Source organism: Psychrobacillus antarcticus (assembly GCF_029533155.1).
GTDB lineage: Bacteria > Bacillota > Bacilli > Bacillales_A > Planococcaceae > Psychrobacillus > Psychrobacillus antarcticus.
This window is the reverse complement of record NZ_JAIZDB010000028.1, coordinates 1-14,700: the sequence shown is the minus strand read 5'-3', so window position 1 is coordinate 14,700 and position 14,700 is coordinate 1. Positions and strand designations below refer to the sequence as shown.

11 protein-coding genes are annotated in these 14,700 nt (G+C 39.0%); 9 read left to right on the top strand and 2 right to left on the bottom strand.

Translation table 11 applies throughout. From position 1 onward, the window contains the following. Window positions 1–7: 7 nt before the first annotated feature. Complete coding sequence (locus LDK52_RS14820) at window positions 8–4,741, top strand: endonuclease (RefSeq protein WP_277586723.1); 4,734 nt, start codon at window positions 8–10, stop codon at window positions 4,739–4,741. A gap of 871 nt (window positions 4,742–5,612) precedes the next feature. On the opposite strand, the gene LDK52_RS14815 is transcribed toward LDK52_RS14820, so the two are convergent. Next, entirely contained in the window at window positions 5,613–7,193 is a 1,581-nt protein-coding gene (locus tag LDK52_RS14815) for an NlpC/P60 family protein (RefSeq protein ID WP_277586722.1), read from the bottom strand. Between the two features lie 241 nt (window positions 7,194–7,434). Here LDK52_RS14815 and LDK52_RS14810 point away from each other — a divergent pair, with 241 nt between their 5' ends. The 8 genes from LDK52_RS14810 to LDK52_RS14775 all read left to right on the top strand — a co-directional run bounded on the left by LDK52_RS14810 (window position 7,435) and on the right by LDK52_RS14775 (window position 14,154). Beyond that, on the top strand, window positions 7,435–8,499 hold the full coding sequence (locus tag LDK52_RS14810) for an SGNH/GDSL hydrolase family protein (RefSeq protein WP_277586721.1): 1,065 nt from the start codon (window positions 7,435–7,437) through the stop codon (window positions 8,497–8,499). Between the two features lie 21 nt (window positions 8,500–8,520). Continuing rightward, window positions 8,521–9,672: a hypothetical protein gene (locus LDK52_RS14805; protein ID WP_277586720.1), complete on the top strand. Its 1,152-nt coding sequence runs from the start codon at window positions 8,521–8,523 to the stop codon at window positions 9,670–9,672. Between the two features lie 259 nt (window positions 9,673–9,931). Further along, complete coding sequence (locus LDK52_RS14800; RefSeq protein WP_277586719.1) at window positions 9,932–10,174, top strand: transposase; 243 nt, start codon at window positions 9,932–9,934, stop codon at window positions 10,172–10,174. A gap of 26 nt (window positions 10,175–10,200) precedes the next feature. Continuing rightward, window positions 10,201–10,386, top strand: coding sequence for a hypothetical protein (locus tag LDK52_RS14795; RefSeq protein WP_277586718.1), 186 nt, complete (start codon window positions 10,201–10,203; stop codon window positions 10,384–10,386). Between the two features lie 87 nt (window positions 10,387–10,473). Further along, window positions 10,474–10,833: a hypothetical protein gene (locus tag LDK52_RS14790; RefSeq protein WP_277586717.1), complete on the top strand. Its 360-nt coding sequence runs from the start codon at window positions 10,474–10,476 to the stop codon at window positions 10,831–10,833. Between the two features lie 320 nt (window positions 10,834–11,153). Further along, complete coding sequence (locus LDK52_RS14785; RefSeq protein ID WP_277586716.1) at window positions 11,154–12,008, top strand: hypothetical protein; 855 nt, start codon at window positions 11,154–11,156, stop codon at window positions 12,006–12,008. Continuing rightward, entirely contained in the window at window positions 12,008–13,495 is a 1,488-nt protein-coding gene (locus tag LDK52_RS14780; protein WP_277586715.1) for a hypothetical protein, read from the top strand. Before LDK52_RS14785 ends, LDK52_RS14780 begins: the two co-directional genes overlap by 1 nt. Before the next feature lie 272 nt (window positions 13,496–13,767). Continuing rightward, the gene (locus LDK52_RS14775; RefSeq protein WP_277586714.1) at window positions 13,768–14,154 is read left to right on the top strand and encodes a hypothetical protein; all 387 of its coding nucleotides are present in this window, start codon (window positions 13,768–13,770) and stop codon (window positions 14,152–14,154) included. A gap of 169 nt (window positions 14,155–14,323) precedes the next feature. Here LDK52_RS14775 and LDK52_RS14770 read toward each other — a convergent pair. Then, the coding region (locus tag LDK52_RS14770; RefSeq protein ID WP_407081820.1) for a DUF6904 family protein at window positions 14,324–14,700 on the bottom strand (377 nt) is incomplete at its 5' end.

Here is a 14,700-nt window from a genome sequence, read left to right as displayed (position 1 = left end):
TGTATAGATGCGTAAAAGGAATTGGAAAAGGTCCATAAATGCTTTCTTATCTGCAAGTTTAGTAGCCGGTTTAGTATTTCCAGTATTACCATCGAAAGCATTAGCCGTAACGAATGCATCTGATTTAATCATTTCCGAATATATAGAAGGTAGCAGCTTTAATAAGGCAATTGAACTTTACAATGGAACGGGTGCTGAAGTAAATTTAAGTGCATATTCGCTTGAGCTTTATGCAAATGGGGCAACCGCATCTTCTGCAAAATTGAATTTAACAGGCACTTTACAAAATGGAAAGACGTATGTACTTTATCATACCTCTGCGAGTGCTGATATAAAAAGCAAGGGAGATCTTGCGAATAGTACCGTAGTTAATTTTAATGGAGATGATCCAGTTGTCCTGAAGAAATCTGACACTATCATTGATTCCATTGGGCAAATAGGGTCAAGAGCTATCTGGGGATCGGATGTTACATTAGTACGTAATAGTAATATTCAAACTGGAGATGCGAATACGAGTGACGCATTTGACCCAGCAGTATGGACGACACTACCAAAAGACGATTCTTCCAATCTAGGCACCCACACGATGGACAGTGGTAATCCGGATCCTGGAGAAACGCAAGTAGGAGCTGTAACAGTTTCGACACCAGCTTCAACTGTCCCAGTAGGCACAGAAATTTCGTTATCGACGAAGACGGAAGGCGCGTCTATTTACTTTACGACAGATGGATCGGATCCAACTAGTTCAAGTACTCCATTTGTAACACCAATTGTTATCGACAAAGACATGACGATTAAAGCAATCGGGATAAAAGAGGGTCTTGAAAATAGTCCAATTTCTTCATTCACTTACAAGGTACTAAGTGAACCTGGGGCATTGTCCATTGCTGAAGCACGCACTACAGCTATTGGTCAAACAGTTACGCTTAAAGGAATAGTTGCTGCAAACTTGAAAAATACTGTCTCTGTACAAGATGCGACAGGTGGTATTGCCGTACGTCCTGCAAGTCTTGCTGCTACTTTAGGCGATGAAGTAACACTTACGGGGACATTAGCGGAATTCCGTGGACTTCTACAATTAGACAATGCGAAAATAGTGACCAAAACAGAAAATGTGGGAGCTCCAACTGCTAAGGTTGTAACAGGTGCAGAAGTGAATGAAAATCATGAATCACTTCTAGTCCAAGCGAAACAAATTACATTAACTGCTGTAAATGCAGGAAACTATACCGCAACAGATGGACCGACTAATTTCATCGTGCGTGATGAAAACAATTCACTAGGCTTAGTTGTAGGGAAAACATATGAATCTATTACTGGTATTGTTCAACAGTTTGATGCGGATTATCAAATCATCCCTCGCACAGTTCAAGATATTGTAGAGGACAGCTCCACTCTACAACCCGTTACTGCAAGTCCTGGAAGTGGAACATTCATAGGTTCTACTGTTGTAACCCTATCTACGACGACGGTAAATGCTGAGATTTATTACACATTAGACGGAACAGAGCCGACGAAGGACAGTACAAAATATGCTACACCAATAGAGATTAAAGTAGATAGCACGCTTAAGGCTGTAGCGATTACTCCAGAAGGGACTTCGGAAGTGAAGACATTCGAATATAAAATTTCAGATAGTCTTCAAATTCATGATATCCAAGGAGCAGGACACTTCACTTCATTTGACAATAAAATAGTAGAAGGCATTCAAGGAGTTGTTACTTACTCGTTCTTATTGAATGGTGCAACCTACTATCATATCCAAACGCCGGATGAGTTAGCGGATACGAATCCAAACACTTCGGAAGCAATTGTTCTTTACAGCGGAACAAACAAATGGCCGATTCAAATAGGAGATTTAGTATCAGTCACTGGGAGAGTAAGTGAATTTGCATATGACGGATACGATGATCGTCAAACAACAGACTTGAAAACTACTCAAATCAATGTTCGAAATGACCAAGGTGGAAAAGTGGTAGTCATTAAAAGTGGTGTACCTTTACCAGCTCCAATCCTAATCGATGAAACTAAAATGTCTCTAGCTAAAATTGATAGCGACAATCTTACAGTTTTCAATCCAACAGTAGACGCGATCGATTTCTGGGAAAGTATCGAAGGAATGCGCGTGCAAGTTGGAAATGTGAAAGCTGTAGCCCCTCAAGAGCATGGAGACTTGATTACCTTGTTGGAAAATGCTCCAACGAACTCTCTTCATGGCGGAGTTTTATATGAAAAGGACAACCAAAATCCAAATCGCGTGCAATTCCGTTTAGAACCAAATGGACCTGGCCGTGATTTCGAAGTAGCAACTGGAGACAAATTTAATGGACCGATTACTGGAGTGGTGGGTTATTCATTCCAAAACTTTAAGATCTATGTCTCTTTAAATGAAATGAAAGCTGCACATGCAAAAGGAACTGCAACACCAGAAAAAACAACTATTGTAAAAGCAGAAGATAAGTTAACAATTGCTTCATATAACTTAGAAAACTTCTCGAATAACAGAACATCCACAACAGACGACAAAGCACGTAAATTAGCAAGAGCATTTGCAATTGATATGCAAAATCCTGACATTATTGGTGTCACAGAAGTACAGGATAATAACGGAGAAAGCTCTGGAGATTCAAAAGCAGATCAAAGCTATGCAAGACTTATTTCAGCGATTAAAAATGCTGGTGGCGCAGACTACAAATATGTGAATATTGACCCAGTAAACAACCAAGACGGCGGAGCACCAAATGCCAATATTCGTGTTGGATTCCTATACAATCCGGAACGAGTAAAATTGACAGAAGGTATTTCAGCTGGAAGTGCGACTACTGCGGTTGGTTACCAAGATGGCAAGTTAACACTTAATCCAGGTCGTATAGATCCAACAAATAGCGCATTTAATAGCAGCCGTAAACCATTAGCGGCACAGTTTGATTTTAAAGGTGAAAGCATCATTGTTATTGCGAATCACTGGAACTCCAAAACTGGCGATACACCATTATTTGGATCTATTCAACCACCAAAATACGACAGTGAAGTCCAACGTAAAAAAATTGCAAAAATCGTTTCTGACTTTGTTGTAGATATTAAAACGAAAAACCCAGCAGCGAATGTTGTATCACTAGGTGACTTTAACGATTATCAATTTGCCGATGCCCTTTTAATTCACGAAGGGGAACATATGACAAACATGATTAACAAAGTGGAAACGCCTGATCGATATTCATATCTATATCAAGGAAACTCACAAGTACTAGATCATATTTTAGTAACGAAAAATTTAGAAAATAAAACGAAAATCGACATCCTTCATATTAATGCGGACTTTACCGATATGGCAGGACGTGCAAGTGACCATGATCCAGTAATGGTCCAAATTGATCTATTAGCAGAAGAAGTTGTTACACCAATTACAGCTGAAAAAGCTTACAACATCAAAAATCTCCAAACAAAGAAACTAACTATTAGTAAACCTAGCGTTTCCATCACACTTGACGATGCATCAGAAATCACAGAAGGCATTCTGTTAACTAGTAATTATGCAGAATTCCATGGAGACGGCTTTGCAGAGCAAACTGTAACGAGTAAGCCTGCAAATGCTGGCGCGATTATGGATTTCAAAGCGACCAATGTCCAAAAAGTGATTATTGATGGACCGAATGTAAAAGAAATAAGAGGCGCAGAAAATATTCAGGAATTTGAATTTATTAATGGTGCAAATAGAACGAGTATTAAAATTACGAATTCAAAAGGGGAACCCATTGTGGTTCCTTCCTTACCTGGTGAAAACCAAGCTCCAATAGTAAAGAAAAACATTCCTAGTCAAACGGTTAAAACTGGGGAGTCTATTTCGATCCTATTAACAGATCATTTTGCAGACCCAGAAAACCAAGTCTTAACTTTTTCTTCCACATTAGGAACTATAGTAGGGACTACGCTAAAACTAACACTTTCAGAAGGAAACTATATTGTAGGAGTTACCGCTACAGACGGTGAACACAGTGTAACGACTAGCTTTAGTGTCCTTGTTACTACCGCTAGCATACCTACTGATGACTACTATAAAGATGCTATTGGTAAAGAAGGTAAAGCGTTAAAAGCAGCCCTACATGAAATAGTTGACGAGAATACTCAACTTTCTTATGACCAAGTATGGGCAGCATTACGTGAAACGGATGAAGACCCTAACAATAAAAACAATGTCATATTGTTTTATTCTGGAGTATCACGATCTAAAACTGCCAATGGTGGAAACGTAGGGCAGTGGAACCGAGAGCACACATGGGCTCAATCACATGGCGGTTTCGGAACAAGTCAAGGACCTGGTACGGACATCCACCATTTGCGTCCGACAGATGTACAAGTGAACAGCTCTAGAGGGAATTTAGACTTTGATAACGGGGGAAGTCCTGTTAATAATTGTAATGGGTGTTATAAAGATGGGGATTCATTTGAACCACCTAATCATGTAAAAGGCGATGTCGCTCGGATTTTATTCTATATGGCAACACGCTATGAAGCTGGAGATAAAGTAGACCTGGAATTAAACGACAAAGTAAATAACGGAAGCACACCATACCACGGCAAGCTTTCCACCCTACTAAAATGGCACGAGCAAGACCCAGTCGATGAATTTGAACTTAATCGCAATGACGTCATCCAAGAATGGCAAGGAAACCGTAACCCATTCATCGACCATCCAGAATGGGCAAATCTAATTTGGCAACAAGTCGGCTCTGCGGGATAACTTTGTCCCTGTGTAGCACACAATTCACCTCAATAAAGACCGCCTTCCCAACTGGGAAGACGGTCTTTTCGTAGTAGCCTTGCCCTGTGCAGCACACAATTCTTATTCGTAACGATTATCTCCTGTGAAAGTGGAATAAATCCCCACTCCGCAAGTAAATCCCTGTCAACCGCAAGTAAACCAAGTCATTCCGCCGGTACCGCACCGCCGAACGCAAGTATCCAACAAGCTACCGCAAGTAAACTGGACGCTTGCCCTGTGCAGCACACAATTGTTATTCGTAACGATTATCTCCTGTGAAAGTGGAATAAATCCCCACTCCGCAAGTAAATCCCCGTCGACCGCAAGTATCCAACAAGCGACCGCAAGTAAATGCCTTCGTAGCTTGTCCCTGTGCAGCACACAATTTGTAGAAATATGCTTACTAGTAAGAATTTATAAAGTGGAATAAATGCCCATTCCGCCGGTAAATCGACATCAACCGCAAGTAAACGAAGATGAACCGCCAGTAAACCACGCCAATCCGCCGGTACCGCCCCGCCGAACGCAAGTATCCAACAAGCTACCGCAAGTAAACTGGACGCTTGTCCCTGTGCAGCACACAATTCTTATTCGTAACGATTATCTCCTGTGAAAGTGGAATAAATCCCCACTCCGCAAGTAAATCCCCATCAACCGCAAGTAAACCAAGATGAACCGCTAGTAAACCAAGTCACTCCGCTGGTACCGCCCCGTCGAACGCAAGTATCCAACAAGCGACCGCAAGTAAACTCAAAACCAGTTAGCCTTGCCCTGTGCAACACACAATTCGTGCAGCACACAATTCACATCAAAAAAGACCACCTTCCCAAATAGGAAGGCGATCTTTTCGTTATTTCAAATATCTTCTTGCACCGGAATAATTTTTCTTATAAGTCCCTGTATTCATCGATTCAATTTTGACTTTCGAGGAGGCATATGGAGCATGGAGCATTTTGCCGTCACCTACATATAAACCAACATGATAGACTTTTCCTTTTCCTCCATTACCGGCGAAAAATACGAGGTCACCAGACTGTAGGTTTTTCTTCGAAACGGATGTGCCTTTTGTTGCTTGATAAAACGAGTCGCGCGGGATAAGTATTCCGTGATTTTTATAAACGGAGTAAATGATGCCTGAGCAGTCAAAGCCATATGCGGAAGTGCCTGCCCATAAGTAAGGGAGATCTAAAAACTGTTTGGCGCTATTAACAATATCCTTTTGAGATGGCTTCGGAACTGCTGCGTAATTTTTATAAACTTTCGCATCTTTTTTTGCTAAGTATTTGATGCCATTTGTTGGTGTCATTACATGCAACCATTCTCCTTCTTCTTTTACTACTGGAAGGATCGTCGTGTAGCTGATGGGAATATAGACTTTATTCTTCTTCGTATCTTGATATAGATTTGTAGACTTTGCATTTACAATGGCGATGGGACATTCAGAAGTATCCGTAGTTGTTTCTGCTAAATGCGATGATGGTACCCATCCAGGATATCCTTCTTTTTGATAAGGTACATATTGATCTTTTACCGCAATTCTCGTCCATTTACCACTCTTCTTTAAGATGACGACTTCATCGCCGAATAGTGCTTGTGTATCGGTTTTACCAATAAGCCACTTTTTCTGTGTGAGATTCATACTTTTCGTCCACTCTGTAATATTTACTGGAGTGGAAATAGAAGATTTATCTACCGGTCTATTAATATTCGGTTTATGCCAAAGAGATGTTACCTGTACATTCACGAACGCCTTTTTTACTTGACTTGGTTTCTCACAGGAGGCAGTAGGTATAGGCACTGGTGTTGGTGTTGCTGCTTTTCGGAAATCTGGATTCAATACCCGTGCAAGTAAAATAGCAAAATCTTCTTTTGTAATATTAACTAATGGTTTGAATGAATTGTCAGGATATCCAATAGCGATATTATTTGCTTGTAATGCCTGAATAGATTCCGAAACCCAGTACTCAGGCAACACATCTACAAATGGAGTTTTTGTAGTACCTGTAATATTAAACCCTCGTACAAAAAATACTGCACTTTCTCCTCTTGAAATAGGCGCGTTCGGATTAAAAGCTCCATTCTCATCCAACTTCATAGTTCCGTTTTCCACAATCGCTGCGATTACTGGGTAGCTTATATGGTCGGAAGGAACATCAGAAATGACCAATTCGGATTGACTGTTAACTTCCAACCTCAGTGCTTTTACAAGCATTTCTGCGGCTTCAAGTCGTTTTAGTTCTTGCCCTAACCCAAAGTCTTTTGTTGGATCCCCAACTAAAATACCTTCAGAGACTAAAAAATCTAGCTCCGCTTTAGCAAAATAATCATCCCCAACATCTTTGTATAGAGGAGCGGCACTCACACTACTTCCAACTGACAATAAAAGAAAAAATGTTACAACTAAAACGATAAACTTCTTCAGAATTTCCACCTCCTTTAATAGTGTCCCTGTGTATAAAACAATTCAGAATTGTTTTTGTCCCTGCGCGCCGAAAGATTCTGAGTTATCAGAATAATGTTGTTCCTAGTACTATCTTAATGTATTATTAAGATAATTAATAGCTGAAAAAACAGAAAGTATTAACTGCTCTACCAAAGGTACAGCAGTTATATTTCTGTAAGTAATTTCATATACTTTTTTGTTCACAACAATCCAAAGGGGAGGGTGCATTTTGCGGAAAATATGCACGGTTATATTGGTAGCAACTATTACTATTTTTAGCTTTTTTTCTCCGTCTGTTTATGCAGAAAATCTTAAAATTGACTATGTAGCTTTGGGGGATTCATTGGCTTCCGGGCATACCCCCTATGGAGTGGCGGTTAGTAGAGGCTTCACGGATATCATTAGTGAAGTTTTAGCAGAGGAAGAAGTGCTTGGTTCGTTTACAAAAGAGTTTGCTTCATCTGGTCAAACTAGTGCTGGGTTGTTAGAAACGTTAAAAAGTACTGATGTAAAGAACTCATTGGAAAATGCGGAGCTTGTTACGATTATAAGTGGAGCTAATGATTTTATTGATGAGTTTTATAACCCCTTAGATGGAAGTGTTAATGTCGATCTTCCGAAAGCAACTGCTCTTTTAGAGAAAGTCGCAGGGAATTTAACCTCCGCTATTAAGCAGGTCAAAGCGCTGAATCCTGAGGCGGATGTCTATTTGTATGGGTATTATTTTCCTTTACCGCATATTCAAGATGTAGCTTTGAGGCAAAAAGTGCAAATTGCTTTTAATATTGCAAATGATCGGCTGGCTACTTTAGTAAAACAGGAAGGTGCTCATTTTGTGGAGGTTGCAACGATTTTTGATAAAAATGGAGCAGCTTATTTAGAAAACCCAGTAGATATTCACCCAAATGCAGCAGGATATGAAGTGCTAGCAGCACAATTTTTCGCGAATTATTCCATTCCTGTGAATAAAACACTGCCAACTATACCCGAAAAATGGGGACAAATTATTGAAAAATCCGAGCCAGTGTCATCAGATAAAACTTGGACTATCTCCTTAAGTAAGTCAGTTGATCCGAAAAGTGTCGATAATGCAATTTACGTTGTAAAAGATGGGACAGTTCTAATGCCCGTTTCCATAAAGGTTTCTTCAACAAATTCGAAACAAATTCTCGTATCAGCACCAAAACAGGGCTACAAACCAGGGAACTATCAACTAATGGTAACAAATGACCTAACTGACACTTTAAGTGGCCCATTAAAAACAACTGTATTAGTGAAATTTCAAATAAAATAAACTAACATTAAGGGGAAGATTATGAAGAAAAATTTTATAAAAACTACAACAGCGGCAGCTTTATTAGCAAGTGCAATTTTGGTGGCATCACCGAGCGCATTTGCAAAGACAAATACATTAGACCAGTCAATACAAGCCTTAAAGGTAGAATTAAATACTGCTGCTAAACAATATGTAGATCCTGCACTATCCGGTAATCTGGCACCAAGTAATTTAATATATCCTACTTTAAAAAGTGTAAAGAAAAACTATGAATCTACTAGAAAGGCAATTACAAATTCAACGCTTTCTTCAGAAGAAAAAGACAGTAAACTGAAAGAAATAGATGCATTATATAATGACAAAATCACAAAAGGATTAGTTCCTTATATAGACGCCTATAATTATGCTGTTAAATATTTAGTTCCTATAATGAATGACTTGAAGAAGGCAGAACAACAAGATGATTTTGCAGCTATCGAGAAAGGGTACCATGACTTGTCTGCACAGTTAAGAGAAAGAACTTCAATTTTATATCGTTTCTCTGGAAAAGCACCCCGCGATTTATTGTTAGACCAGTTTAAAAAACCTGCGGATCAAGCACGAGATGATTTAATGCTACCAGTTACTGTGTATATGAAGTTGGCAGAACTGAAAGGATTATACACGGCGGGTAAGCTACCTGAAGCATTGAAAGTATATGAGCAACTAAAAGTACTTGCAGCTAGTTTACCAAGTAACCCAACTGACCGATTCTATGTTGCATTACAACAGGAATTGAAGAAGATAGAGGCAATCATAAACGGAACTCCTAATCTAACTCCAGCTCCTATTACAACTCAGGAAGCATTGGATGCAAAAGTAGCAGCCTTAGTAAAGGCTAGCAATGCTAATAAAGATTCCAAAATAACGTTATTATCATCCGTTTCAAACACACTAGAAATTATAGTAAAAGAAGATATTAGTATTGTAGAGTTCTTAGGACAAGACTTTTATATTTCCCTAATCAATAGCCTAGGAATCCAAAAAATAAACGGCAATGATCCATTATCAGTAGCAGCTCTGAACGAATTGAAAGCAGCATTCCCAGCAGATGCAAAAACATTAGCTGATTTAAAAGGAAAAGCCTTTACATTTTCTATCACCGTAACTAGCGGTTCGGATTTGGCTGTGAACTTCACGCTGAAATTCTAAAGTGACCCTGTGTAGCAAACAATTCTGACATCTAACTACAATGCTTACTCTCTCTGGCTTTTAGCTGGAGGGGGTATTTTTTGTGTCCCTATGCACAACAATATTCAGAAAACTATAGACAACTAATTCTATATTAACTAAACTAGGATTGTAGATCTCTACAAACTCCTCCCTCTCCAACTTCTATACCTACCCCAAAAACCTAACAAAGCCTTATCCCAAAACAACTCTATCAATCTAAGAAAAGCGAGGTATTCAATTGACACGAAGAAGAAATTTAAATCCTGAATCCTACTACCACGTCACTATGCGGGGCAACAACCGGCAGCCTATTTTCGGATCCCACCGAGATATGGAGGAACTCATGAGAATCTTCCAACACGTCCACGATCGATACCCTTTCCATCTATTAGCTTACTGTTTTATGACAAATCACTATCATCTGCTGATAAAAACAGAAAGTGCATCCCTTAGCAAAATCATGGCACTCATAAATCGGTGATACACAGCATCCTACAGCTTGAGTCAATGATTGGACCTCATGCAAGACGTGTTCAATCAGGTGAGTGGATTTATAAATGGTCGTTACCAGGAGAGCATCCATATGAAGTATATGGTATGAGTTCTAAAGAGGCAAAAGAGTACACAAAAATATTTGATGAACTATATAGAAAATTAGAGGAAATGGAAAAAGAAGAAAATAATAAAAAATAGAATAAGAATCAATAATAACTGAAAAAAAGCGTCCCTGCGTTAGGAAAAATGAAATGGATGTATTCAGAATGAATGCGAAGGTAAAGTATGAAACTCCGTCAAAATCCAAAAATGATCTTCTGCAGCAGCAGGGCCAAACTGCACCAAATGATCTTTCTAAACAAATTAATGCTGCGGATAGCAGTAAGATCAAATAAAATAGGTGGATCGTTTATTGATGTAATAGCTCAAAATTCCAATGATACAGATGTCCTAGATGCTTCTAGAAAACTACTAAACTTTTTTGGTGCTTCCGTTATCGCAAAACAGTTCACATCTATAGTAAACAACGCCAAAAAATCAAGCACATATCAAACAGTCAATTTAGGTGAACATACGTTTTATGTAATATATTCAGATGGAAATTTACATTTTAGTGAGACAGAAGGAGAAACTCACTTTAATTAGTGAAGTGTAGAGGATCCCTATAGTCTAGCCCCAATAACCTGCGTCCCTGCGTCAGCCACAATTTGGGGGGCAATAGAGTCTGACGCAGGGACGCTCAAGCCCCTCCCATCGCCCGGTAGTGAAGCGTCTGTTAGAAACTAAACGTTAAAATAATGTAAGCAGTTTTTTACAATTAGGATTGATTCTTGAATTAGTTCTTATATGTTTAAAAAGTAGATACAAATACCTTAAATGAAGATATACTGATATGTAAATAGTTCCATATGCATAAATTGGATGCGTGAAATTATTCATACTTATATTGATGAGGAGCAATCTACATGTTAAATAGTTCATTAAAAAAAGAATCTGTTGAAAAACTAAAGAGGGAAATAAGCGATTATGAATTAGCAACTAAAAGAGTTCGAAACCACGCTATCAGTTTACATAATAATCGAGTAATTGCTGTTGATGTAATTAAAAGTGTGGAGGAATATGTAAATAGTTTAGCGAATACTCCGAAGGAATTTTCTCAAGAATTTGCACAGATTAATATAAATACAGCCAGTTTTAAAGTATTAAGTGAAATTACATACGATGAAAAAATGATGATTAAAATAGCGGGTGGGGGAACTGCAGCTGGAGTAGCAGCCGGCGTGGCGACAGCCGCAATGGCACCAGCTGCGGCAATGGCTATCGCAACAACGTTTGGAACAGCTTCAACTGGTGCTGCGATTTCTGGCTTATATGGAGTAGCCGCTACTAATGCAGCGTTAGCTTGGTTAGGTGGTGGTGCCTTAGTAGCAGGAGGAGGCGGTATGGCTGGCGGAGGTGCTTTATTGGCACTTGCTGGCCCTATAGGTTGGGGTATCGGAGCAGCTAGTTTATTGGCAGGGGGCATTTTTGCAAGTAAAAAGAATAAAGATGCCGCTATCAAAGCAGATAAAGAGCGGATTGAAATTAATAAGGATAAGCGAAAGTTACAAGCTACAACCTTGGAAATTTCTAAACTCCTCGACACTACAAAAGAGCTTACTACTCAGTTGAACCAATCTATTTTGCAGTTTGTCATTAATACAAAAGATATTAAATCGTTTTTACAGTTCTCTCAAGACCAACGTGATGAAATCCGGTCAATCATTAATAACACGGAAAGTTTATCACAACTCTTTATGAAGGAAATTGGTAACAATTAATGACTAATGTTTGGAAAGATCAAGTGATTGCAGCTGGAGTTGGCGGGTACAACGATTGGAAAAGCACTTCACTTGCAAAACAAGTGGATACGATTATTCATGAAAAATTGTATCAGCAATCCAATCAAAATGATAACTTTGAAGCTGCATTATCTCAGGTAATGAAAATGCGCCAATTCTTATCTTCTCCAAATAATATACTGGGTTCAGAAAGAACTAAACATGGTGAAATTGCAGAGCACCTGGAAGTAAATATTCGCAATGCTTGGGCTGCATTAAGAGGCCAGTCAGAAGTGGCTACTTTTCAAGGGGTAGGAAGAACAGCTCCAGAAGATTTCATATTGAATGGTATTAAGTATCAATCGAAGTTTATAAATGGAACGAATAATACACTTTCACATGTATTAGAACATTTCGGGAAATACCAGAATACCTCGATGAATTATTCTATTCCTAAGGATCAGTTCCAAGTAATTGAGGCAATTAGGAATGGACAGATACCAGAAGGACTCAGTGAAAAGTCGGCGAGAGCTATACTAAGCAAAGTTGAAAAGATTGAACTCACGTCAGGTCGTCCTTTCAATGAAATGGTAGAGCCGTCCATAGCAAATTATGATGAAGTTCAGCTGGGGAAAATAAGTGAAACCATCTCCAAGAGTCAAGATGATCTTGTGAGTGAAAATCAAAAGATACAGGATACAATCGAAAATGATTCAGATGAAAAAATCAAGACAGTTGAAGCGAAAAGTGGTCCATCTATAAGTGAAGGAGCAAAAGTAGTAGGCACTGCTGCTGCAATTGGGGTAACTATCAAAGCAGTTACTAGTATCTATTCGAAAGTGAAATCTGGCAAACGTATAGAAAACTTCGATGCAGACGACTGGAAAGAGGTTGGTTTGGACTCTGCAGTAGCGGGAGGTAAAGCGGGTCTTGCTGCAGCAAGTATTTATACATTAACGAACTTAACTACCCTATCAGCACCATTTGCAGGAGCTGTTACAAGTGCTGCTATGGGAATTACCTCTCTTTTAACAGATCAACAAAGCGGAAGAATAGATATGGATGAGTTTGTAACTCAAGGTCAGATCCTCTGTCTAGAAGCAGGGATTGCTGCTATCGGCGGTGCAATTGGTCAGATGCTAATACCTGTTCCTATCATAGGTTCTATTATAGGAACCGTAACTGCCAATTTAGTGTGGGGTCTAGCAAAAGGCAAACTTGGTAGCAAGGAAGAGGAATTAAAAGCAAAACTAAACGCTTATACTGACTCGCTTCTAGTCAAAATAGACCAAGCTTATCAAGATATTATTGAAAAGATTGAGAAGCAATACAAACGTTTTGACTCTCTAATTGAAGCGGCATTTGATCTCCAAGCTAACGCTGCTACATTAGCAGCCGCATCGGTATCCCTTGCACGTGAAGTTGGCGTTGATGAAAAAAAGATTTTAAAAAATGATGCAGATTTAGACGCGTATTTTCTAACTTAAGTGTAGGATTTGTCCCTGAGTAAGAAACAAAACTGGAGGACAATAGTGAGTAGCCACACACTGATTCAGTTAAAACCGAGGCCAGGTGTTAGAAAGTATGATGCCAAAATTTAACTTGAATGAGAGAAAGTCTTGTGGAGAGAAATCGCTGCAGGGCTTTTCTTTTTACTTTGATAGTGAATTCCTCCTCTTGGTTGTGGAAATGGAGGGCTTGATTGCAATTTAGTTCAACCTGAAATGAGAAGAATAAGTTTGGGGCTTATGCCGAGAACTTGAATTATGTTTTACAAAGAGTAGAAGGGCATTTCATTCGTGGATATGGCGATCGAACAAGGGAAGCAGATATTTATCTACTAGAAGGTGCAGCAGCTAAAGCAATGGATTATCTTCAAAAAGATAAAGAATCCCTGGAACGACTTGGGAAAGTGAAAGAGCTAATTAATGGATTTGAAACGCCTTATGGGATGGAATTGCTTGCGACTGTTCATTGGGTAATGAAACGATATCCTGAACAATCGAAGGAATTAACCTTTGTGGTAGAACATATCCAAAATTGGAATGCTCGCAAAAAGGAATTATTCACGGAAAAACATATTGAAAAAGTTGTGAATTATCTTGAATCAATGAATTTAAGAAAGAGTAGAATATCCAAAAAGTAAACAATAGATATTGAAATAGGCAACTTCTTGTTCATTAATGAACTGAAGTTGCCTATTTTTGAAGACCTCGGGTACGACTGCGTGCTAGAGAGCTCCTGCAATTCAAAGAGTGAAAAATTCACCAGGTGATCAATAGTGGTGACCTTAGGGACTACCTGCGCAAAATATATTACCATTCAATATACTCAGGGTACTCTTTCGCATAACGGATTTCATCCGGATGTAATCCTTGTTCAATTGCAAAATTGTGGATATCTTTCTTTTCTCGAAGATACAGTTGATCAATTTCTCCGAGTCTTTTAGCAAAAATACTGAGGTTTTTTTCTCGTTTCGGTAGATCCATTTGGATAAATTTGATATTGAGCATGTCCAAGTATTGTGTCGCATATCCTTCATATTTATTTTTCTCCCATATGTTATGAGGAGTAATGTATTTTTTTATTTGGGCAAATTTATTAGGACTTAAGGTTTCTTGTAAACAACTAGCGACAGCAGCTTGGAATTTTCGGACGGTGGCAATTGTTGCATCCCAGGCATGCGTTTTAT

Excerpts from the sequence above, each read along its gene's own strand:
- LDK52_RS14780 (WP_277586715.1), top strand. The coding sequence starts at position 12,008 with ATGACTAATGTTTGGAAAGATCAAGTGATTGCAGCTGGAGTTGGCGGG.
- LDK52_RS14795 (WP_277586718.1), top strand. The coding sequence starts at position 10,201 with ATGATTGGACCTCATGCAAGACGTGTTCAATCAGGTGAGTGGATTTAT.
- LDK52_RS14820 (WP_277586723.1), top strand. The coding sequence starts at position 8 with ATGCGTAAAAGGAATTGGAAAAGGTCCATAAATGCTTTCTTATCTGCA.
- LDK52_RS14790 (WP_277586717.1), top strand. The coding sequence starts at position 10,474 with ATGAAACTCCGTCAAAATCCAAAAATGATCTTCTGCAGCAGCAGGGCC.
- LDK52_RS14785 (WP_277586716.1), top strand. The coding sequence starts at position 11,154 with ATGTTAAATAGTTCATTAAAAAAAGAATCTGTTGAAAAACTAAAGAGG.
- LDK52_RS14805 (WP_277586720.1), top strand. The coding sequence starts at position 8,521 with ATGAAGAAAAATTTTATAAAAACTACAACAGCGGCAGCTTTATTAGCA.